14 protein-coding genes, 2 pseudogenes and 1 riboswitch are annotated in these 21,562 nt (G+C 72.1%); of the genes and pseudogenes, 7 read left to right on the forward strand and 9 right to left on the reverse strand.

The genetic code is table 11. The annotated features are described in order from the left end of the window. Positions 1–78 precede the first annotated feature (78 nt). The 5 genes and pseudogenes from ACOJUF_RS01020 to ACOJUF_RS01040 form a co-directional block, all read right to left on the reverse strand. The gene (locus tag ACOJUF_RS01020) at positions 79–4,989 is read right to left on the reverse strand and encodes an NAD-glutamate dehydrogenase (RefSeq protein WP_420120005.1); all 4,911 of its coding nucleotides are present in this window, start codon (positions 4,987–4,989) and stop codon (positions 79–81) included. A gap of 238 nt (positions 4,990–5,227) precedes the next feature. Continuing rightward, positions 5,228–5,902, reverse strand: a complete 675-nt coding sequence (locus ACOJUF_RS01025; protein ID WP_420120006.1) for a hypothetical protein — start codon at positions 5,900–5,902, stop codon at positions 5,228–5,230. Between the two features lie 225 nt (positions 5,903–6,127). Further along, positions 6,128–7,210: pseudogene (locus ACOJUF_RS01030) on the reverse strand (ribonucleotide-diphosphate reductase subunit beta). Continuing rightward, the gene (locus ACOJUF_RS01035; RefSeq protein WP_420120007.1) at positions 7,207–10,185 is read right to left on the reverse strand and encodes a ribonucleoside-diphosphate reductase subunit alpha; all 2,979 of its coding nucleotides are present in this window, start codon (positions 10,183–10,185) and stop codon (positions 7,207–7,209) included. The pseudogene ACOJUF_RS01030 and the gene ACOJUF_RS01035 overlap by 4 nt, the downstream one beginning before the upstream one ends. Before the next feature lie 129 nt (positions 10,186–10,314). Next, positions 10,315–10,543: riboswitch (cobalamin riboswitch) on the reverse strand. Between the two features lie 103 nt (positions 10,544–10,646). Next, entirely contained in the window at positions 10,647–11,528 is an 882-nt protein-coding gene (locus ACOJUF_RS01040) for an ABC transporter substrate-binding protein (RefSeq protein WP_420120008.1), read from the reverse strand. Positions 11,529–11,675: 147 nt separating this feature from the next. On the opposite strand from ACOJUF_RS01040, the gene ACOJUF_RS01045 reads away from it, so the two are divergent. From ACOJUF_RS01045 to ACOJUF_RS01065, 5 genes are read left to right on the forward strand one after another with little or no spacing between them, the layout of a single operon-like run. Beyond that, positions 11,676–13,340, forward strand: coding sequence for an ABC transporter substrate-binding protein (locus tag ACOJUF_RS01045; RefSeq protein ID WP_420120009.1), 1,665 nt, complete (start codon positions 11,676–11,678; stop codon positions 13,338–13,340). Between the two features lie 14 nt (positions 13,341–13,354). After that, complete coding sequence (locus ACOJUF_RS01050) at positions 13,355–14,398, forward strand: ABC transporter permease (RefSeq protein WP_420120010.1); 1,044 nt, start codon at positions 13,355–13,357, stop codon at positions 14,396–14,398. Then, a complete protein-coding gene (locus ACOJUF_RS01055) occupies positions 14,388–15,386 on the forward strand; it encodes an ABC transporter permease (protein WP_420120011.1) in 999 nt (332 codons plus the stop codon). Before ACOJUF_RS01050 ends, ACOJUF_RS01055 begins: the two co-directional genes overlap by 11 nt. A 56-nt stretch (positions 15,387–15,442) precedes the next feature. After that, a complete protein-coding gene (locus ACOJUF_RS01060; protein ID WP_420120012.1) occupies positions 15,443–16,396 on the forward strand; it encodes an ATP-binding cassette domain-containing protein in 954 nt (317 codons plus the stop codon). Continuing rightward, a complete protein-coding gene (locus tag ACOJUF_RS01065; RefSeq protein WP_420120013.1) occupies positions 16,393–17,040 on the forward strand; it encodes an ABC transporter ATP-binding protein in 648 nt (215 codons plus the stop codon). The genes ACOJUF_RS01060 and ACOJUF_RS01065 overlap by 4 nt, the downstream gene beginning before the upstream one ends. A 51-nt stretch (positions 17,041–17,091) precedes the next feature. Here ACOJUF_RS01065 and ACOJUF_RS01070 read toward each other — a convergent pair whose 3' ends face one another. The 3 genes from ACOJUF_RS01070 to ACOJUF_RS01080 form a co-directional block, all read right to left on the reverse strand. Next, positions 17,092–17,283, reverse strand: coding sequence for a zinc transporter Slc39a7 (locus tag ACOJUF_RS01070; RefSeq protein ID WP_420120014.1), 192 nt, complete (start codon positions 17,281–17,283; stop codon positions 17,092–17,094). After that, positions 17,280–17,684 carry an ArsR/SmtB family transcription factor gene (locus tag ACOJUF_RS01075; RefSeq protein WP_420120015.1) on the reverse strand — a complete coding sequence of 135 codons (405 nt, stop codon included), beginning with the start codon at positions 17,682–17,684 and terminating at the stop codon, positions 17,280–17,282. Before ACOJUF_RS01075 ends, ACOJUF_RS01070 begins: the two co-directional genes overlap by 4 nt. 112 nt (positions 17,685–17,796) lie before the next feature. After that, on the reverse strand, positions 17,797–18,621 hold the full coding sequence (locus ACOJUF_RS01080; protein WP_420120016.1) for a (2Fe-2S)-binding protein: 825 nt from the start codon (positions 18,619–18,621) through the stop codon (positions 17,797–17,799). 82 nt (positions 18,622–18,703) lie between these two features. On the opposite strand from ACOJUF_RS01080, the gene ACOJUF_RS01085 reads away from it, so the two are divergent. Further along, positions 18,704–18,880 carry a hypothetical protein gene (locus tag ACOJUF_RS01085; protein ID WP_420120017.1) on the forward strand — a complete coding sequence of 59 codons (177 nt, stop codon included), beginning with the start codon at positions 18,704–18,706 and terminating at the stop codon, positions 18,878–18,880. Positions 18,881–18,947: 67 nt separating this feature from the next. Here the strand turns inward: ACOJUF_RS01085 and ettA are convergent, their stop codons facing one another. Next, positions 18,948–20,624, reverse strand: coding sequence for an energy-dependent translational throttle protein EttA (gene ettA, locus ACOJUF_RS01090; protein WP_420120018.1), 1,677 nt, complete (start codon positions 20,622–20,624; stop codon positions 18,948–18,950). 253 nt (positions 20,625–20,877) lie between these two features. Between ettA and ACOJUF_RS01095 the strand changes: the two are divergent. After that, a pseudogene (locus ACOJUF_RS01095) lies at positions 20,878–21,562 on the forward strand (hypothetical protein); the annotation flags it as partial.

A 21,562-nucleotide genomic window follows, 5' to 3' on the forward strand; every position in this document is an offset into this window, starting at 1 on the left:
GCCGCCCGGGGCGCCGGGCGGCGACACGGCACCGTCCGGTGCCCGGGGCAGTCTGCCGCATCCCGCGCCCCGGGGCGATCAGCGGATCATGGTCCGGATCTCCCGGGCCGCGACGGACAGTTCGGCCAGGTCGGTCACCGAGACCCGGCTGATCTCACCGAGAGTGCGCCGGGCGCGGGCCAGCCGGGACTTGTTCTGCTTCTCCCACTGTTCGATCTTGGCCTGCGCGTCCTGCTCCGGCGACGTGGTGGAAAGCACATCCGCGGTGAGCAGGCGCAGCGACCGGTAGAGGTCGTCGCGCAGGGCCTGCCGGGCCAGGGCATGCCAGCGGTCGCCGCGTTCGAGCGCGGTGACCGCGGTCAGCAACCGATCGAAATCAAGGTGGGCGGACAGCGCGTACAGCAGCTGCGCGCACTCGAGCAGCTCCCGCCCGCTGGACGCGGCCACGTCGACGGCGTCGAGCAGGCTGAAGGTGTGCAGGCCGTAGGCGACGGTCTCGGCCAGCGCCTGCGGGGTGCCGGCCTCGGTCAGCTCGGCGGTCTCCGCCTGCACGGCGGCCAGGTCGGCGCCGCAGACCAGGGTGGGCAGCAGCGGCACCATCTGCTCGATCGGTCCGGCGTACCGCTCGATCTCGGCCCGCACGTCCAGCGGCTGCGGGCGCTGGGTCAGCAGCCACCGGGTGGCCCGGTCGAGCAGCCGCCGGACCCGCAGGACGATCGTGTCCTGGGTCAGCGCCGGCGCCCGGTTGTTCAGGTCGGCCACCTGCCGCCAGATCGACGGGAGGTCGAAGACGGTGCTGGCGATCGTGTACGCCCGGATGGCGTCGTTGGGGGTCGCCGCCATCTCCTCCTCGAGCCGGAAGGCGAACGTCAGCCCGGCCCGGTTCACCAGCTCGTTGACCGTCTCGGTGGTGATGATCTCCCGGGCCAGCGGGTGGTCGGTGATGGCCCGGCGGGCCACCTCCGAGCCGTCCCGCATCGCCCGCGGGAAGTACGCGGGCAGCCGGTGGGTGAAGGCCGGGTCGTCCGGCAGCCGGCCCCTGAGCATGGCCGAGGACAGCCCCGCCTTCACGTACGCCAGCAGCACGCACAGCTCGGGACCGGTCAGTCCCTCGCCGGCTGCCTGCCGCGCGTTGATCTGGGTGTGGTTGGGCAGGAATTCCAGCGCCCGGTCCAGCCGGCCCGACTCGACCAGCGCGTCGATCAGCCGGGAGTGCACCGACAGCATGATCGGGGCGTGCAGCCGGGACGCGCCGAGCACCCGGTTCTGCCCCCGGTTGTCGGCCAGGACGAGGTCGGCGACCTCGTCGGTCATCGAGGCCAGCAGCTCCAGGCGGCCCGGCTCGTCCAGGTCGCCCTGCTCCATCCGGTACTGCAGGGCGATCTTGATGTTCACCTCGTGGTCGGAGGTGTCCACGCCGGCGGAGTTGTCGATCGCGTCGGTGTTGATCCGGCCGCCGGTGCGGGCGAACTCGATGCGGCCGAGCTGGGTGACCCCCAGGTTGCCGCCCTCGCCGACCACCTTGACCCGCAGGTCGGCGCCGTCGACCCGGACGGCGTCGTTGGCCTTGTCCCCCACCTGCAGGTTCTGCTCGGTGGAGGCCTTGATGTAGGTGCCGATGCCGCCGTTCCAGAGCAGGTCGGCCGGGGCCAGCAGGATCGACCGGATCAGCTCGGTCGGGGTCAACTTCTCGACGTCCGGCGCCAGGCCGAGCACCTCCCGCATCGGCTCGGTGATCGCGATCGACTTGGCCGAGCGCGGGAACACCCCGCCGCCGGCGGAGATGAGGTCGGTGTTGTAGTCGGCCCAGGACGAGCGGGGCAGCTCGAACAGCCGCAGCCGCTCCACGAACGACTCGCCGACGTCCGGGGTGGGGTCGACGAACACGTGCCGGTGGTCGAACGCGGCGATCAGCTTGATGTGCTGCGAGAGCAGCATGCCGTTGCCGAAGACGTCGCCGGACATGTCGCCGACGCCGACACAGGTGAAGTCCTGGGTCTGGGTGTCGACGCCCAGCTCGCGGAAGTGGTGCTTGACCGACTCCCAGGCCCCGCGGGCGGTGATGCCCATGGCCTTGTGGTCGTAGCCGACACTGCCCCCGGAGGCGAAGGCGTCGTCCAACCAGAAGCCGTAGTCGTGGGCCACGCCGTTGGCGATGTCGGAGAACGTGGCGGTGCCCTTGTCCGCGGCGACGACGAGGTAGGAGTCGTCGTCGTCCCGGCGGACCACCCGGGCGGGCGGCACGATGCTGCCCGACCGCCGGTCGTCGGTCAGGTCGAGCAGGCCGGCGATGAACATCCGGTAGCAGGCGATGCCCTCGGCCATCTGCTGTTCGCGGTCGACCTGCGGGTCGCCGGTCGGGGCCGGCGGGCGCTTGACCACGAACCCGCCCTTCGCGCCGACGGGCACGATGACGGCGTTCTTGACCTCCTGGGCCTTGACCAGGCCCAGGATCTCGGTGCGGAAGTCCTCCGGCCGGTCCGACCAGCGCAGCCCACCCCTGGCGACGTCGCCGAAGCGCAGGTGCACGCCTTCCAACCGCGGGGAGTAGACCCAGATCTCATGCGCGGGAACCGGTTTGGGCATCCCGGGGATCTTGGCCGGCTCGAGTTTGACGGACAGGAAGTCCCGCCGGTCGCCCTCGGCGCCGGCCGGGCCGTCCGTGCGGTACTCGTTCGTCCGCACGGTGGCGGTGATGACCGAGAGCAGCGTGCGCAGGATCCGGTCGGCGTCCAGGCTGGAGACGGCGTCCAGGGCGGCGGTGATCCGGTCGGCGATCGCGGCGGCCTCCGCGGCCCGGGCGTCCGGGTCGCCGGGGAACCGGTCCGGGTCGAACTGGGTCGCGAACAGCGCGGCCAGGTCCGCCGTGATCTCCGGGTGCCCGGCCAGCACCTGCTCGACATACCGCTCGGTGTAGGGGGTTCCGATCTGGCGCAGGTAGTGGGAGTAGGACCGCAGGACGGCCACTTCCCGCCAGGTCAGGCCGGCGGCCAGCACCAGCTGGTTGAAGCCGTCGACCTCGGCCCGGCCCGACCAGGATGCGATGAACGCCTCGGACATCCGGGTCCGCAGCTCGTCGTCGGCGGCCCCCCGGGCGATCGCGTCCTGCGGGAAGGACAGCCCGAAGTCGTAGATCCGGGACGGCTCCCCGTCCCCGCGGCGGACCTCGAACGGCCGCTCGTCCAGCACCTCGGCGCCGAGGGTCTGCAGCACGGGCAGCGCCCGGGACAGGGTCACCGCCCCGCCCGTCACGTAGAGCTTGAGCCGCCAGTCGCCCACCTGGTCCTGGCTGCTCGGCGTCATCTTCAGGGCCAGATCGTCGGGCCCGGACAGCTGATCGAGCAGCCGCAGGTCGGCGACCGCGTCCTCGACCTCGTAGGTCTCCTTGTAGGCCTCGTCGAACGCGTCGGCGTACCGCGAGAGCGCGCCGGCGGTGTCCAGGTCCTCGTCCCCGCCGCCGACGACGGCGACGACCAGGCGGTCCTCCCAGGTCCGGATGGTGCCGCGCAGGGCCTTGGTCAGCGTCCCGAGGTCGGGCTCCCGCCGGTTGGCCGGGTCCGTGCTGACGGTGAAATGCACTGCCGCGAGGAGAGAATCGCCGACGCGGGCGGTGTAGCGGATGCCGGTGCCACCGAACGCGTCGAGCAGGATCTGCTGCATGGCCAGCCGGCAGGCGGTGGTGTAGCGGTCCCTGGGCAGGTACACCATGACCGAGACGAACCGGCCGAACGGGTCGGGCTGCAGGAAGGCCCGCAACCGGCGGCGGCTGGCCAGCTGCAGCACGCTGCCGACCACCTCGACCATCTGGTCCGGATCGGCCCAGAACAGCTCGGCCCGCGGGTAGGTGGCCAGCAGGTCCAGCGCGCGCTGGCCGGTGTAGGTGTCGGGCGCGGCGCCGAGCGTGGACAGGACGGCCTGGACCGTCAGCCGCAGCACCGGGGTGGTGGTGATCTCGGCGTTGAGCGCGCGCGCGGTGAGCACCCCGAGGAAGCGGTGCTCCCGGGTGATCGAGCCGTCCGGGCCGAGCATGCGTACCCGCACCTCGAACGGCGGGACGTCGCGGGTGAGCGCGGACCGGACCGATGCCTGGGTCAGCAGCAGGTGGTGCGCGTCGCCCGACGGCGACTGGCCGACCAGGTCGTCCCCGTCCGGCCCGGCGACCGATTCGCGCAGGATGCCCAGGCCGGAGCCGTGCACCGGCGCGAGACCGGCGTGGTTCCCCGCCCGGTCGCCGGTCAGGTCGTAGCGGCGGTAGCCCAGGAACGTCATGTGCCCGGAGATGAGCCAGTAGAGGAAGTCCGCCGCCTCGGCGACCTCCTGGGCGGACCGCGGCGAGAAGGTGCCCCGCAGGTCGCCCGCCGCGGTCGCGACGGCCGCCGTCAGCGCACCGCTGTCACCCACGACGGCGCGGACCGAGTCCAGCGCGTGCCGCAGGGTGTCCTCGATGGCCTCCGCCCGCTCGGCGTCGGACAGGCGGTCGATCAGGATGTGCATCCACGACTCGCGCAGGCTGAAGGCCTGCTCCTCGGCCGGGGCCGCGGAGTCGACCACCGCCACCAGATCGCCGTCGGCGTCCCGGCAGGCGGTCAGGATGGGGTGCAGCACGCGATGCACGACCACGTTCTGCGTGGTCAAGGCGCCGATCACGGAGTCGACCAGCGACGGCATGTCGTCGGTGACGATGTCGATGACGGTCCGCGTGTCCGTCCAGCCCGTCCCCTCGCCGGCCGACGGGGCCGGGTTGAACACCCTGATGCGCACCTCGCCCTGCCGGCGCTTGTGGCCGACCCGCCAGTGGCCGTCGACGATGCCCAGCACGTCCCGCGCGGTCGTGGGCTGGTCCTCCGCCGGCACGTGCCGGAAGTAGGCGTCGATCATCGACGCGCGCTCGGGCCGCTGGGCCATCGCCTGCGCGACGGCGCCGCCCGGATCGGCCGCGGTCACCGCGGCGGAGGGGTGGACAAGCGGGCGCGATTGCGTCTGAGTCATCGGCCGCACCGAATCATGGCTGTGCTCTCCCAGTATTCCGGACACACGTGCGCACCCGGCCGGGGCGCTCCGCTGCGTCCATCTGCCCGTCGAGCCTATGCCCTCGTTCGCGCCGCGACCTAGGTCTGCGCAGGTCCGGGTGAGACTTCTCGTCCGCGGGCAACCCCGGACGCGGTCGGACGTCCCCGCGCGACGGACACACCGCGCGACGGACACACTCCGCTACTCGATGACCCCGCTACTGGATGTACTCCGCATCGCCGCGTCGCACCGCGGCCCGCCGATGCCGGCCCACCGAGCGGCCCGACGATCGCCAGGCCACCAGGACGATGCCCAACCCGACGACGAACCAGGGCCACCACTCCTGCCCCTGCGCGGTGATGATGAACCGGCCGGGCTGGTCGGGGAAGGTGCGGTTGGCGATCTGCGCCGCCCCCAGCAGCAGGACGGACCCGGCCAGGAGGACGGCGACGCCGACCGCGCTGATGAAGAAGGCGCCCGGCCGCGCCCAGAAGGTCAGGGCGAAGGACCGCAGGTAGAAATACCTGGCGGCGACGGCGGCCCCGACCAGCAGGACGGTCGTGACCCCGATCGTCACCAGATAGTTGACCGCGACGGCCCCATCGTCATTCTCGAGGGAGAACAGCCAGTCGTCCGGATAGACGCTGGATAGGTGGCCGCGTATCGACGACAGCTGCGACATTCCCGTGCCCACGAGGAAGTACGCCCCGGCCATGAAGCACAACAACGGCAGGACCCAGAACACCATCCGCCAGGCGAACCGGGACGTCGCCTCCTGGTTCGCCTGGTCGCGCTGGGACTGCTCCCACCGCCGTCGCGCCTCCCACGGTGACTCCCGCTCACTCTGGTACTCGCTCGACGTGGGCTGCTCATCATCGTCGTCGTCGTACACCCGTCCCCCTGACCGGTGGCCGTACGGCCCCACCAACACCAATAGGGCAACCAACCCCACCACTATCGCACCCGCAGTGACGGAGAGCAGCCCGTTCAGGGCACCTCGCCATCCCGCCGCCCCGATCCGCTGGCATCCGGCGCGACGGCGGGCCCGTGACGGCTGACCGCCGATCGCCCGCCGGGTGGTGCCGGGGGCGACGGTGTCGTCGCCCCGGCACCATCGTCAGTCCCAGGCCAGTCCCCCGCCGGTCTGGTACTCGATGACCCGGGTCTCGAAGAAGTTCTTCTCCTTCTTCAGGTCCATCATCTCGCTCATCCACGGGAACGGGTTGTCGGTCGGCGGGTGCAGCGGGGTGAGCCCGATCTGGGCACACCGGCGGTTGGTGATGAACCGCATGTACTGCTCGCACTGGGCCGCGGTCAGCCCGAGCATGCCGGTGGGCATGGTGTCGCGGCCGTAGGCGATCTCGAGGTCGCAGGCCTTGGCCAGCATCCCGCGCACCTCCGCCTGGAAGTCCGCCGACCACAGGTGCGGGTTCTCGATCTTGATCTGGTTGATGACGTCGATGCCGAAGTTCAGATGGATCGACTCGTCGCGCAGGATGTACTGGTACTGCTCGGCGATGCCGACCATCTTGTTGCGCCGGCCCAGCGAGAGGATCTGCGCGAAACCGGTGTAGAACCACATGCCTTCAAAGATCACGTAGAAGGCGACGAGATCCCGCAGGAACGCCTGATCGGTCTCCGGGGTGCCGGTGGAGAACTCGGGGTCCTCCAGCGACTGGGTGTACTGCAGGGCCCAGGCGTCCTTCTCGGTGATCGAGGGGACCTCCCGGTACATGTTGAACAGCTCGCCCTGGTCCAGACCCAGCGAGGTGCAGATGTACTGGAAGGTGTGGGTGTGCACGGCCTCCTCGAACGCCTGCCGCAGCAGGTACTGCCGGCACTCGGGGTTGGTCAACTGCCGGTAGACCGCGAGCACGATGTTGTTGGCCACCAGCGACTCGGCGGTCGCGAAGAAGCCGAGATTACGCTTGAGCATCAACCTTTCAGCCTCGGTGAGCCCGTCGCGAGACTTCCAGAGGGCGATGTCGGCCTGCATGGACACCTCGGTCGGCATCCAGTGGTTGTTTCAGCCGGCCAGATACTTCTCCCAGGCCCAGGTGTACTTCAGCGGCAGCAGCTGGTTGACGTCCGCGCGGGCATTGATCATCGACTTGTCGGACACCGAGACGCGGCCGCCGGTGCGGTCGATGTCGCCCAGCCCGCTGGCCGAGCCGGCGGGGGCGGTCGGAGTGGTGGTCACTGGCAGGCCTCGCAATCGGGGTTGTCGACCGAGCAGGCGGCGCTGTCGGCGATGAAGTCGGTGTCGGGCCGCAGCACCGACGGAGTCGGGACCGCCGAAACCGGCAACGCCACGGAAGGCAAGGCCGGGGTGGGCAGCTCTGTGGTGGGCAGTTGGGCCGGGGAGACGGCGTTGAGCTTGCCGTCGGTGCCGCGCAGGGTGGACTTCTCGACGTGGCTGGCCGAGGTGGACCGCAGGTAGTAGGTGGTCTTGCACCCGGTGGTCCAGGCCAGCTGGTAGAGCTCGTCGAGCTTGCGGCCGTTGGGCGCGGCCACATAGAGGTTCAGTGACTGGGCCTGATCGATCCACTTCTGCCGCCGGGACGCGGCCTTGATCAACCAGGACCCGTCGATCTCGAACGCGGTCGCGAACAGCGACTTGACCTCGTCGGGAATCCGGTCGATCGGGGCCAGGGCGCCGTCGAAGTACTTCAGGTCGGCGACCATCACCTCGTCCCACAGGTCGCGGTCCTTCAGGGCGCGGATGAGAGCGGCGTTGATGACGGTGAAGTCGCCGGACATGTTCGACTTGACGAACAGGTTGCGGTACGTCGGCTCGATGGACTGGCTGACCCCGACGATGTTGCTGATCGTGGCAGTCGGGGCGATGGCCATCACGTTGGAGTTCCGCATGCCGACGGTCGTCACCCGCTGCCGCAGCGCATCCCAGTCCAGCCGTGCCGTGGTGTCCTGCTCCAGATCCGCCCCGAAGCCGCCCCGGTCGGCGGCCAGGATCGCGACCGAGTCGATGGGCAGGATCCCGCGGCTCCACAGCGACCCCTCGAACGACGGGTACCGGCCGCGTTCGCCGGCCAGCGCTGATGAGGCCGAGATCGCCCAGTAGGAAAGGTGTTCCATCGAGATGTCGGCGAACTCGACGGCCGCGTCGGAGGCGTACGGAAGGCCGAGCCGGTACAGGGCGTCGGCGAAGCCCATCAGCCCCAACCCCACCGGGCGGTGCTGCAGGTTCGATCGGCGGGCCGACGGGATCGTGTACATGTTCACGTCGATGACGTTGTCCAGCATCCGCACCGCGGTGGTCACCGTACGGCGCAACCGGTCGACGTCCAGGGCCGCGTCCGGCCCGGTGCCGGTCACGTGGGCGGCGAGGTTGACCGAACCCAGGTTGCAGACCGCGGTCTCGGCGGCCCCCTGCTCACCCGACCCGGCGCGGGTGTTCAGGGTGATCTCGGTGCACAGGTTGGAGGAGTGCACGACGCCGGCGTGCTGCTGCGGGGACCGCAGGTTGCACGGGTCCTTGAAGGTGATCCACGGATGCCCGGTCTCGAACAGCGCGGTGAGCATCCGGCGCCACAGCTGCACCGCCTCGACCCGCCGGAACACACGGATCTCACCGCGGTCGGCGGCCGCCTCGTAGTCGGCGTACCGGCGGCTGAAGTCGGCGCCGTACGCATCGTGCAGGTCCGGCACCTCGTCCGGGGAGAACAACGTCCACGTCCCGCCGGAACGCACGCGGCGCAGGAACTCGTCGGGAACCCAGTGCGCGGTGTTCATGTCGTGGGTTCGGCGCCGGTCGTCGCCGGTGTTCTTGCGCAGATCGAGGAACTCCTCGATGTCCACGTGCCAGGTCTCCAGGTACGCGCACACCGCTCCCTTGCGCTTGCCGCCCTGGTTGACCGCGATCGCGGTGTCGTTGGCGATCTTCAGGAACGGCACCACCCCGCTGGAGGAGCCGTTGGTGCCCTTGATGTGCGCGCCGATCCCGCGGATCGGGGTCCAATCGTTGCCCAGCCCGCCGGAATACTTGGCCAGCAGCGCGTTGTCCCGGATGCCGGCGAAGATCGACGACAGGTCGTCGTCGACGGTGGTGAGGAAGCAGGACGAGAGCTGCGGCCGGCTGGTCCCGGCATTGAACAGGGTCGGGGTCGAGCACATGAAATCGAACGAGGACAGCAACCGGTAGAACTCGATCGCCCGCCCCTCCCGGTCGATCTCGCGGACGGCCAGGCCCATCGCGACCCGCATGAAGAAGGCCTGCGGCAACTCGTAGCGCACGCCGTGCTCGTGCAGGAAGTACCGGTCGTACAGGGTCTGCAGGCCCAGCAAGGTGAATTCGCCGTCCCGGGCGCCCTCCAGCGCGGCACCGAGCCGCTCGATGTCGAACTCGGCCAGCGTCGGGTCCAACTGGCCCAGCGCGACCCCGTGCGCGACGTAGGCGGCGAAGTACGCCGGGTACCGGTCGTTCATCTCGGTCGCGGTGGCCGCATCGGGTGCGCCGGAAAGGTGCGACAGGGCCTCGGTCCGCAGCACGTCGCCGAGCAGCCGGGCCGCGACGGTCGAGTAGGCCGGTTCGGTCTCCACCAGGGCCCGGGCGGCCAGGATCGGCGCGAGACCCAGCTCCCGGTGGCCGATCCCGTCGTACACGGTGGCGGCGATGCCGGCCAGCACGGGTTCGACATCGACGTCGGCCAGGCCAGTGCAAGCATCGGTGACCAGCGTGCGCAGGCGCGTCCAGTCGAGCGGGAGCCGACGGCCGTCGGCCCCGACGACGGACATGTCGCCGGCCGCCGGAGCAGGCGCCGCTGCCCGCGCGGCGCGGGCCTTGCGGTGCTCCTCCCGGTACAGGATGTAGGCGCGGGCCACGTCCAGGTGACCCCCGCGCATTAGGGCCAGCTCGACCTGGTCCTGGATCTCCTCCAGGTCGACCGGCCGGCCCAGGCCACCGGACCGGCGGGCCAGGGTGGCGGTGACGGCGTCGGTCAGCTCGGTCACCTTGACCCGCAGGCTGGAGGACCGGCCCGCCGCCTCGCCCTGGACGGCCAGGAACGCCTTGGTGATGGCCACCGCGATCCGGCCGGCGTCGAAGTCGGCGACCGTGCCGTCCCGGCGCTGCACGCGCAGTGCGGCCGGCGCATCGCCGGCTGGCGGTGGGGTGACGTCGGGGACGTCGGGAAGGACCGACAGCGTGGCTGTCATCGCTCTCTCCTCGCGAGCCGATGGATCCGGCGCGGGTCAGGAGCGCTGATGCGGTGCCCGGCCGGCGCCGACGGGGCGACCGCGGGTTCCGCAGCCGCCCTCCCACGGGACGCACCGGCGGCGCACCCCGACGGGGCACGCATCGAAGGCAGGTCTTCGGACTCAAGGGCGCGTCCGGCATCTCGCCCGGACCCCTACCGACCGTCGCTTCCCAGGCCCGAAGGCCCAGTGCCGTCCTCGCGGACTGACGGTTGTCGTTCCCTCTCACCGCTGCGGGGCAGTCCCGGATTCCCACCGGGTTCCCTCTTGCCTCCACCCCCGGTCACCCGGCGGCGGAACCTCCAACGGACGGGAACACTACATGTGGGGCCGGGGCTCGGACGCCAGGCGTAGATGTCGCGTCGGGCGTGTCGGGCGTGTCGCCCGGCGTGTCCGCGCTCCCGCGGCGGGACGGATACCCGTCAGGCGATCCGGCGGACGGAACCGGGCGCGGCCGGCACGGCGCCGGGGTGCAGGATGGCCGCCAGGGCCGCCACCCCCTCGACCAGCCGGGGCCCCGGCCGCACCACGAGACCGTCGCCGTCGATCGCCCAGACCGGCCGCCCCGGCAGCCGGTCCGCCACCGCGCGGGCCTGCTCGGCGGCTCCGTCCAGGTGGTAGCCACAGGGCGCGACGACCACCACGTCCGGCTCCTCCGCGGCAATCTCGGCCCAGGTGGTGGGCCCGCTGGGCCGGCCCGGGCGGGCGGACACGGCCCGGCCGCCGGCGGCGACGACCAGGTCGGGTACCCAGTGCCCGGCGGTGAACGGCGGGTCGACCCACTCCACCACGGCCACCCGCGGCCGGGGCCGCCCGGAGACCGCCGCGGCGACGGCGGCCAGCCGATCCCGCAGCCCGGCGACCAGCCGGGTCGCCCGGTCGGCGGTGCCGGTCCGCAGGCCGACCTGGACGATGGTGTCCAGCACGTCGTCGAGGGTGTGCGGATCGAGCGACAGCACGTCGGCACGGCACCCCAGATGGTCGAGCGCCTCCTGCACGGTGCCGGAGGGCAACGCGCAGACCCGGCACAGGTCCTGGGTCAGGATCAGATCGGGGTCCAGCTCGGCCATCGCGCCGGCGTGCAGGGTGTACAGGTCCTCCCCGGCCGCCGTCCGCTCGCGCACGTAGGCGTCGATCTCGCCCGGGCTCATGCCGCGGGTGTCCCGGCCGCCGACCACGATCGCCTTCTCGGTGCGCGCCGTCGCCGGCTCGTCGCACTCGAAGGTGACGCCGACGAGCTGATCCGCCAGACCTAACGCGTAGACGATCTCGGTCGCCGACGGGAGCATCGAGACCAAGCGCATGACGCGACCCTAATGGTCACCCTGGCCGTTCGGTCAGGCTCCGGCCCCGCAGATCCCCTCCCCGCCCCGTCCTTCCGCGATGGATCATCGGCCCATATGCTCCGACGTCTACCCAATCGTGGACCACCTCGATACCGAGGGAGCACCGTGGACACCCTGATCCGCCCACCGTTCTCGATCCGCCGCCGGCCGGCCCGGATCGCCGGCGTCCTCGCGGCCGCCGTGCTGCTCGCCGGCTGCGCCAACCCGGATGCGATCTCCTCCAGCACCTCGGGGGCGAGCAGCGGGTCGACGGCCAAGACCTCGCTCGTGCTGTCCGACGGGTACGACACCGCGACCTGGAACCCGCTCAACGGCGACGCGGACTACACGTCCAAGGTCTATGACGGGCTGCTGCGGCTGGCCCCGGCCGACGGCGGCGAGCCGACGCTCGTGCCCAACCTGGCCACGGCGCTGCCCCAGGCCAACGCCGACGCCACCCGGTGGACGGTCACCCTGCGGGACGGCGTCACGTTCCACGACGGGTCGCCGCTCACCGCGGCCGACGTGGCCGCGACCTACACCACGGCGATCGATCCGGTCGCCGCGGCGCCGGTCGCGTCGATGTACGACATGCTCGACACGGTCGAGGCCACCGACGACAAGACGGTTGTGTTCGAACTCAAGGAACCGTATGCGGCCTTTGCGTCCAAGCTGCTGATGGGCATCGCGCCCGCGTCCGCCCTGCAGCCGGTCGTCCCGGTCGAGCAGTCGCCGCTGAACACCACCCCGATCGGCACCGGGCCCTACCGGCTGGTCTTCACCGGGCCGGACCGCACGGTGCTGCAGGCGTTCGACGGCTACTGGGGCGGCCCGGTGCCGGTCCGCGAGATCACCATCGTCAACGTCACCGACGACAACACCAGGGTGCAGCGGATGCTGGCCGGCGACTTCGACGGCACGGTCATCCCGCCCCAGCTGGCCGCCGGCTTCCCCGAATCGGCCGGCTTCACGGTGGTCTCGAACCCGTCCGCGGACTGGCGATCGGTGGTGCTGCCCGCCAAGGACCCGGTCGCCGGCGATCCGGCGGTGCGGCAGGCGCTGAATCGGGCCGTCGACCGCACTGCCATCGTGCAGACCGTGCTGGCCGGGCATGGGATCGCCGCCAGCACGCCCTTCTCCCCCGTCTTCCGCACCTACTACGACCCGGCGGCGGAGTTCGCCGACGACCCGGACGCCGCCCGCTCGATTCTCGACCAGGCCGGCTGGGTCCCCGGCCCGGACGGCATCCGGGTCAAGGACGGGCAGCGGGCCGAGTTCACGCTGATGTACTACGCACCGGAAACCCTGCGCCGGGACCTGGCCACCGCGTTCACCGGGGACGCACTCGGGGTCGGCATCTCCGTTCGGCTCGTCGGCCTGGGCTCGTGGGACGACATCCAGCCCCGGCTAGGTACCGACGCGGTGATCTGGGGCGGCGGCGACACCCCGTACGACCCGGACAGCAACCTGTACCGGATGCTCTCCTCGAGCTTCGCCGGACAGGCCGGGTCCTACGACAACCCCGGCCAGTACGTCGATCCCACCGTCGATGCGCTGCTGGCTCAGGGCCGCAGCACCCTGGACCCCGCGGCCCGGGCGCAGCTGTACCGGCAGCTGCAGCAGGCGTACGTGGCCGACCCGGCGTTCGTCGTGCTGGCCTTCATCGACCACGTCTACGTCGTGCGCAATGACACCGGGTGGACCGGCACGACGCCGATCCTGGAGCCGCACGCGCACGGCGTCCTGTCCTGGGGTCCCTGGTGGAACATCACCGACTGGTCCCCGGCGTGAGCACCGGACCGCGCGTGACCCGCAGGGTGATCGCCGCCGACCACGAGGCGCTGGAAGCCTCACCGATCGGCCGGCGGGGACGATGGGCGGCCGCCGGCCGGCTGGCGGTGCGTCGCCTGCTGATCGCCGTGCCGATCACCGTCCTGGTGTCGATGGGCGTGTTCGCGCTGGCCGCGGTCTCGCCGTTCGACCCGCTGGCCGGGTACCTGGGTGACCGCTACCTGACCGTCGGCGTCGAGCAGGCCGCGGTGCTGCGCGAGCAGCTCGGCCTCAACCGGCCGTGGATCTACTGGTGGTGGGACTGGTTCACCGCCGGCCTGCAGGGCGACCTGGGCTCGTCGCGCTCCTACGGCCAGCCGGTCGCGACCGTGATCGGTCAACGGCTGCCGTGGACGCTGCTGTTGGCCGGCACCGCCCTGGTGCTCGCGGTGGCCATCGCCATCGGGGCCGGGGTGCGCTCGGCCGCCCGGCCCGGCGGGTTGGTCGACCGGACCCTGGTCCCGCTGGCCTACGTCCTACAGGGCATTCCGACGTTCGTGCTCGGGCTGGGTGCGATCCTGGTGTTCGCGCTGACCTGGCCGGTATTGCCGGCCGCGGGCGCGACCGATGCCACCGCGGCCGTCTCGGTCGGCCAGGTGGCTTGGCACCTGGTCCTGCCGGCATCGGTGCTGGCCATCTCCCAGGTGCCGTGGCTGCTGCTCAACGTCCGCCAGTCGATGCTGGCCGCACTGTCCGCCGATCACGTGCAGACCGCCCGCGCCCGCGGGCTGCCGCACCGGGCGATCATCCGCCGGCACGCGCTACCAGGCGCGCTGCTGCCGTTCCTGTCGGTGGTCGGCGTCCGGCTGCCCGAGCTGGTCGTCGGCGCCACGCTGATCGAGGTGGTGTTCTCCTGGCCGGGGATCGCCGCGGCCACCGTGTCATCGGCCCGGACGATGGATTTCGCGTTGCTCGCCGCACTCACCACCCTGACCACCCTGCTGGTGCTGATCGGCAACATGCTCGCCGACATCGCCTACACCCTGGCCGATCCGCGGGTGAGCGCCGATGAGCAGTGACACCACGACCGGCCGCGCGACCGGCAGGACCCGCGGCGTCGCGACCCCCGACCGGCCCCCGGTCGGGGTGAAACCGGGGGCGGCGGCCCGCGGGGTGCCGCCGCCCCGTTGGCGAGCCGCGGTCACGTGGCGGCCGGCCCGTATTCCCGGCGGTCGCCGCAGCTGGGTGCTGCCGGTCTGCGCGGGAACCCTGCTGGCCCTGCTCGCGTTCGCGCTGATCGTGCCGTGGATCGCCGACGTCGACCCCCGGGTGACCGACCTGGCCGCGGCCAATCAGGGGCCGTCGGCGGCACACTGGTTCGGCACCGACCAGTCGGGGCGGGACCTGCTGGTCCGGGTGGCCCAGGGCATGCGCGTCTCGTTGCTCATCGCGATCCTGTGCGCGGTCGTGGCGACCGTGCTCGGCTGCCTGATCGGGTTGGCCGCAGCGGCGTTCGGCGGGTGGGTCGACCGGGTGCTGATGCGCGCGGTCGACGCCCTCAATGCGATCCCGCACCTGCTGCTGGGGATCGTGATCGCGTCGATGTGGAAGGGCGCGATCGTCGCCGTGATCGCCTCGATCGCGCTGACCCACTGGACCCAGGTGGCCCGCATCGTGCGGTCCGAGGCGTTGACCGTCCGGACCCGCGACTACGTGCTGGCCGCGGTCTCCCTCGGTGGCACCCGGTGGCGGGTAATGGCCGATCACCTGCTGCCGGCGGTCGCGCCCCAGGCGGTGCTGGCCATCGCGCTGCTGCTGCCGCACGCGGTGTGGCACGAATCGGCCCTGTCGTTCCTCGGGGTCGGGCTGCCCCCGGACCGGCCCAGCCTGGGCACCCTGCTGGAGGATGCGCGCACCCGGATCCTGATCGGCCAGTGGTGGCTGCTGCTGTTCCCGGCTCTGGCCCTGATCGTGGCCACCGCGGCGACCGCCGGGCTGTCCGCGGTGGCCCGGGACCGGATGCTGCCGCGCCGGCGTACCGAGCTGGGCATCGGCGGGGTCCGATGACGGCGCCGGTCCCGCCGCCGCCGGTCAAGAGGCCGATTCCGGACCCGGCGGCCGGAGTGGCGATCCGGGGCCTGTCGGTGCAGCTCGGGCTGTCCGGCGGCCACTGGGTGCATGCCGTGACCGATCTGGACCTGGACCTGCCGGCGGGCGCCGTCACGCTGCTGGCCGGCGAGTCCGGCTGCGGCAAGTCGGTGCTGGCGGCGGCCTTGATCGGCCTCCTCCCGCCGACCGCCCGGGTCCGCGGCCGGGTCGAGCTCGCCGGACCCGACGGCCCACCGGTCGACCTGCTGTCGTTGACCGACGCCGAGCTGGCCTCGCGGGTGCGGGGCCGGCGGATCGGCCTGATGCCGCAGTCGGCGGCGACCTCACTCACCCCGACGCGGACGGTCGGCGCCCTGCTCGACGAGGCCGTGAGCACGCTCGGCGGCACCGTCCCGACCGCGCAGCTGCTGGCCGAGGTCGGGTTGGTCCCGGACCGGGTCCGCGACCTGTACCCGCATCAGCTCTCCGGCGGAATGGCGCACCGGGTGTCGGTGGCGCTGGCCCTGGCCGGCGAGCCCGACGTCCTGCTGTGCGACGAGCCGACGGCCGGCCTGGATCCGGCCAACTCCCAACGGGTCGTGCGCTTACTGGCCGACCAGGCCCGGGCCGGCCGCGCGGTGCTGCTGATCACCCACGACATCGCGGCCGCCGCAGCCGCCGCCGACCGGATCGCCGTCATGATCACCTCGCGGCTGGTCGAGGTTGGGCCCGCCGCCGACGTGCTGGCCGACCCGCTGCACGACTACTCACGGGCGTTGTGGGATGCGCTGCCCGACCGTGCTTTCCGGCCGGTTCCGGGCGATCCGCCGCCGTTGACCGACCTGCCGCCGGGCTGCGCGTGGCATCGCCGGGCCGGCGGCGCGTGCAGCGGCGTGCTGACCCTGCAGCCGGCCGGACCGCTCCGACGGGTCAGCTGCGGACCTCCCGGGGCCGGCGCGCCCGCCGCTCAGATCCAGGGGGCGTCATGACGCTGCGCGCCGCAGGGGTGGTCGCCGGGTACGGCGAGCGCACCGTGCTCACCGGGGTCGACCTGACCGTCGAACCGGGCCGGATCACCGGCCTGCACGGCCCATCGGGCAGCGGGACGTCGACCCTGGCCAAGGTGCTCGCCCTGCTCCACCCGCGCACCGGCGGCACCGTCACCATCGACGGCGAAGCGGTGCCCGGAACCGGGTACCGGGCGCCCGCGGCCTTGCGGCGTCGGGTCGGCCTGGTGTTCCAGTCCCCCCGCGCAGCCACCGATCCGCGGTGGACCCTGCGGCAGATCATCGGCGAACCGCTGCGCGACGGCCGGCGAGCCGGTCGGCGCCCGGATGTCGCCGACCTGGCCGCCCGGTTCCGGCTGACCGAGGATCTGCTCGCCCGGTTCCCGCACCAGGTGTCCGACGGGCAGCTGCAGCGAGCCTGCCTGGCCCGTGCGGTCGCGCTCGGCCCGCGCTACCTGATCTGCGACGAGGCGACCGCCATGCTGGACCCGTCCACCACCGCGACGATCGCCCACCTGGTGCGGGAGCTGGCCGCAGCCGGGACGGGCGTGCTGGCGGTGTCCCATGACCGGACCCTGCTGCGGCACTGGGCGGACGACACGCACGACATCGCCGATCTGGCCTGAGCCGTGCCGGCACGACGATCACCGACCCGCCGGCGACCGTTCGTCGCCCGGTCAGGCGTGGGCGTGCTCGTGCCGGTCGGTCAGCGACGACTCATGGGCGTGCGCGTGGGTGTGTGTCGTGCCGTCGTGGCTGTGCTGATGCTCGTGCTCGACGTGCTCGTGATCGTGCGCGTCGTGCACGTGGCTGTGGCTGGTGTCGCCGTGCGTGTGCTCGTGGGCGTGGACGTCGGGGTGAATGCTCATGGCGTGTGCTCCTCGGAGTGGTCCGGTTGATGGTCGTGACGATCGCCTGGCCGTGCCCCCGCCCGCGAGGCGCCGGGCGGCTGCAGGTGGTCGATGTGCCGCAGCGCCTCCTCCAGCAGCAGGGCCACGTGGGTGTCGTGGACGGCGTACACCGTGTGCCGCCCGCTGCGGGTGCCGCTGATCAGTTCGAGGTCCCGCAGGACCTTGAGCTGCTGCGACACCGCCGGCTGCGCCATGTCCAGCGCGTCGGCCAGATCGCCGACCGAACACGGCTCCTGCCGCAACCGGGCCAGGATGCGCACCCGGCTGGCCGTCGCCAGCGCGGACATCACCCGGGCCACCCGTTCCGCGTCCTGGACGCTGACCCCGGTCGCGCCGGTGACCCCATGCCCGGTCGCCACTCTTCTATGCTGGCATGCATATACGTGCATGTCAATCTTCCCGTATCCAGCAGGACCACCGATGACCACCGGCCGCGCCGCGGGTGGCCGTCGCCGGGCCGGGGCGGGATGGTCAGGCGGTGATCACGCAGTCCCCGCACACCGCGGCGGTGGATCCGGCCAGCCGGTAGATCAGGCAGCAGCTGCGCCGGCGGAACTCCGGGCCGGCCCGCAGGGCACCCGCCTCCACCCGCCGGTCGGCCAGCATCGCGTCGGCAGCCGCCCGCGCCGCGCCGGCCAGCTCGGGCCGCGCGGTGCCGACCAGACCGGCCGCGCTGACCGCCGCCGAGGCCACGTTGCCCCAGAGCACCCGCGGGCTCACCGAGTAGCCGAGCAGGCAGGCGCAGGTGATGGCCTCGATGGCGGATCCGGCCAGCGGGTCGGGACCGGCGCCGGCCGCCGACCCGCCCGGCGCCACCCGGGTCGGCGCCTCCGGCGTCGCAGTCGCGGACATCGACGCCGGGTCGGCAACGTCGCCGGGGACGGCGGCGACCGACAGCGGAGCGGGGCCGCCCAGCTCGTCCTGCCACCACAGGCTCCCGGCGTCGCCGGCCAGGGACACGCCCAGGGCGGTGGCGCCGACGGCGGGCGCGATCAGCCGGGCGACCAGCCCGAGATGGGCAACGGACACCGCGACCCGCAGCTCGATCCGGTCCGCCGGTCGCCCGCCGCGGGCCGCCAGGGCCGCCCGCACCCGCCGCACCCGGGCGTCCAGGGCGACGCCCGGCCGGACCAGCTGATCCAGGGGCCGCCACGGGCCGGACGGCGAGTCCGACCGGTCGTGCCGCTCGACGGCGAAGAAGGGTCCGAGCCCGGCCAGCCGGTCCAACGGCTCGGGGGGTGACCCGGGTCGGCCGGAACGGTCACGCTCCGTCGATCGTGCATGGGAATACGGCATGACATCACTCACCTCGGCGAACTCCCGTCGTCACGATGCGTCTACTACCGCCCGGCGAACGACGACCGATCGGAGACGACCGATGACCGACACCCATGACCGACCCCAGCCCCGCGTGGTGGGCTCCAACGATTCCGCGCACGCCACCGCCCTGCTCAAGATCGGCGCCCCGATCGCCTGCCCCACGTGCGGCTCGTTCACCGAACCGACCGAGCGGGGCTGGCGCTGCACCAAGCCCAGCTGTGTGTTCGCCAGCTGATCCCGACCACGCATCACGCCGACGGCGCCCCCGGATCGATCCGGGGGCGCCGTCGGCGTGTGCGGGGTCAGTCGCGGGTGAGCTTGCGGTGGGTGACCCGGTGCGGCCGGGCCGCGTCGGCACCCAGCCGCGAGACCTTGTTCTTCTCGTAGTCGGAGAAGTTGCCCTCGAAGAAGTACCACTGGGCCGGGTCGTCGTCGGTGCCCTCCCAGGCCAGGATGTGCGTGCAGGTCCGGTCCAGGAACCACCGGTCGTGGGAGATGACCACGGCGCACCCGGGGAACTGCTCGAGCGCGTTCTCCAGCGAGCCCAGGGTCTCCACGTCCAGGTCGTTGGTGGGCTCGTCGAGCAGCAGCACGTTTCCGCCGACCTTGAGGGTCAAGGCCAGGTTGAGCCGGTTCCGCTCACCACCCGAGAGCACCCCGGACGGCTTCTGCTGGTCCGGACCCTTGAACCCGAACGCCGACACGTACGCCCGGGACGGCATCTCGACGTTGCCGACCTTGATGTAGTCCAGCCCGTCGGAGACGACCTCCCAGACGTTCTTCTTCGGGTCCAGCCCACCGCGGCTCTGGTCGACGTAGGACAGCTTGACCGTCTCACCGACCTTGACGGTGCCCGCGTCCGGCTCCTCCAGCCCGACGATCGTCTTGAACAGGGTGGTCTTGCCGACCCCGTTCGGACCGATGACGCCGACGATGCCGTTGCGGGGCAGGGTGAAGGACAGGCCGTCGATCAGCACCCGGTCGTCGAAGCCCTTCCGCAGGTTGCCGACCTCGACCACGATCGAACCCAGCCGCGGCCCCGGCGGGATCTGGATCTCCTCGAAGTCCAGCTTGCGGGTGCGCTCGGCCTCGGCGGCCATCTCCTCGTAGCGCTGCAACCGGGCCCGGGACTTGGCCTGCCGGGCCTTCGCGCCGGAGCGGACCCAGGCCAGCTCCTCCTTGAGCCGCTTGGCCAGCTTGGCGTCCTTGCGGCCCTCGACCTGCAGCCGCTCGCCCTTCTTCTCCAGGTAGGTGGAGTAGTTGCCCTCGTACGGGATCAGCCGGCCGCGGTCCACCTCGGCGATCCACTGCGCGACGTGGTCCAGGAAGTACCGGTCGTGGGTGACGGCCAGCACCGCCCCCTCGTAGGAGGAGAGGAACTGCTCCAGCCACAGCACCGACTCGGCGTCCAGGTGGTTGGTGGGCTCGTCGAGCAGCAGCAGGTCGGGCGCCTGCAGCAGCAGCTTGCACAGCGCGACGCGGCGGCGCTCACCGCCGGAGAGGTAGTCGACGGCGGAATCGCCGGGCGGGCAGCGCAGCGCGTCCATCGCCTGCTCGAGCTTGGCGTCCAGGTCCCAGCCGCCGGCGTGGTCGATCTCCTCCCCCAGGGTGCCCATCTCCTCGATGAGCTCGTCGGAGTAGTCGGTCGCCATCAGCTCGGCGATCTCGTTGTACCGCGCGATCTTGACGTTCAGTTCGCCGAACGCCGATTGGATGTTCTCCAGCACCGTCTTGGACTCGTCCAGCGGCGGCTCCTGCTGCAGCATGCCGACGGAAAAGCCCGGGGTGAGGAACGCCTCGCCGTTGCTGGGGGTGTCCAGCCCGGCCATGATGCGCAGGATCGTGGACTTGCCGGCGCCGTTCGGGCCGACCACGCCGATCTTCGCGCCCGGGTAGAACGACATCGTGACGTCATCGAGGATGACCTTGTCGCCCACGGCCTTGCGGGCCTTCTTCATGGTGTAGATGAATTCCGGCACTGGGGCCATTCCTCTCGAACGCAACCTTGCTGACGATCCCGGCGCCGGCTCCGACCCGGTCCCCCGCCCGGCGCCGGCGGTCGCCGACCCCGGCTCGCGGTGCGACGCCGCCCTACAGTGTGCCGGACCCGATGGGGTGGTCACGCCCGACCGAGCGGGCGACCCCGCCGCCCCCTGGATCGGGACCTCCTGTGCGGGCACACTGGACCAAAGGTAAAGAGATGGTCAAGAAGCCGAGGGTCCGGGAGGTGGCGTGTCGCACGTGCCCCCGACGTCGATCGGCCCGGCGGTCCCCGGCTCTCCCCTCCCCGCCTGCCCGCCGCCGCCCGCCGGCGAGTACGACTCACCCGCGGTGCGCGCCCACCGGCGGTCCGAGCGGGCCCGCCGCCGGGCCGGGTGGCGCCGGGCGTGGTGGCTGCCGCCCGTCCTGGTCGCCCTGCTCTTCAGCTCGCTGTGGGGCCTGCTGCGCGTCGACCAGTGGGTCGCCGACCGGTTCTTCTGGCCGAGCAGCGGCGCGCAGTTTGTCGAGGTCGGTCCGATCGCCGATCCGGCGGCGACCGGCGGGCCGATCGCCGTGGTCGCCGGCGGTCTGAACCGCAGGAGCGGAACCGGACCCGCCCTGGCCCTGCTGCCCGCGCTGTCGGCCGACGGAACCCGGGTGTTCAGCCTGGTCTACGGCAATGGGATCAGCGACGACGACATCCAGGACAAGTTCGACGCCCTGCTCGACCGGGTGCGGCCGGGGCGGGTCGACTTCGTCGGCAGCAGCATGGGCGGGGACGTGGTGCTGCGCCTGGCCGCCCACCTGCAGCAGTCCCGCGCCGGGGCCCCGGCGGAGGCCGATGGGACGCCGGCCGTCCGGCCGGCGCCGGCAGCGGTGCCGGCCCCACGCCGCGCCGACCGGTCCGGGGCGGGGACGACCGCCACCGGGTTCGCGC

The organism is Nakamurella sp., from assembly GCF_048594475.1.
GTDB lineage: Bacteria > Actinomycetota > Actinomycetes > Mycobacteriales > Nakamurellaceae > Nakamurella.

Excerpts from the sequence above, each read along its gene's own strand:
- ACOJUF_RS01020 (WP_420120005.1), bottom strand. The coding sequence starts at position 4,989 with ATGACTCAGACGCAATCGCGCCCGCTTGTCCACCCCTCCGCCGCGGTG.
- ACOJUF_RS01035 (WP_420120007.1), bottom strand. The coding sequence starts at position 10,185 with ATGACAGCCACGCTGTCGGTCCTTCCCGACGTCCCCGACGTCACCCCA.
- ACOJUF_RS01040 (WP_420120008.1), bottom strand. The coding sequence starts at position 11,528 with ATGCGCTTGGTCTCGATGCTCCCGTCGGCGACCGAGATCGTCTACGCG.
- ACOJUF_RS01055 (WP_420120011.1), top strand. The coding sequence starts at position 14,388 with ATGAGCAGTGACACCACGACCGGCCGCGCGACCGGCAGGACCCGCGGC.
- ACOJUF_RS01065 (WP_420120013.1), top strand. The coding sequence starts at position 16,393 with ATGACGCTGCGCGCCGCAGGGGTGGTCGCCGGGTACGGCGAGCGCACC.
- ACOJUF_RS01070 (WP_420120014.1), bottom strand. The coding sequence starts at position 17,283 with ATGAGCATTCACCCCGACGTCCACGCCCACGAGCACACGCACGGCGAC.
- ACOJUF_RS01080 (WP_420120016.1), bottom strand. The coding sequence starts at position 18,621 with ATGCCGTATTCCCATGCACGATCGACGGAGCGTGACCGTTCCGGCCGA.
- ACOJUF_RS01085 (WP_420120017.1), top strand. The coding sequence starts at position 18,704 with ATGACCGACACCCATGACCGACCCCAGCCCCGCGTGGTGGGCTCCAAC.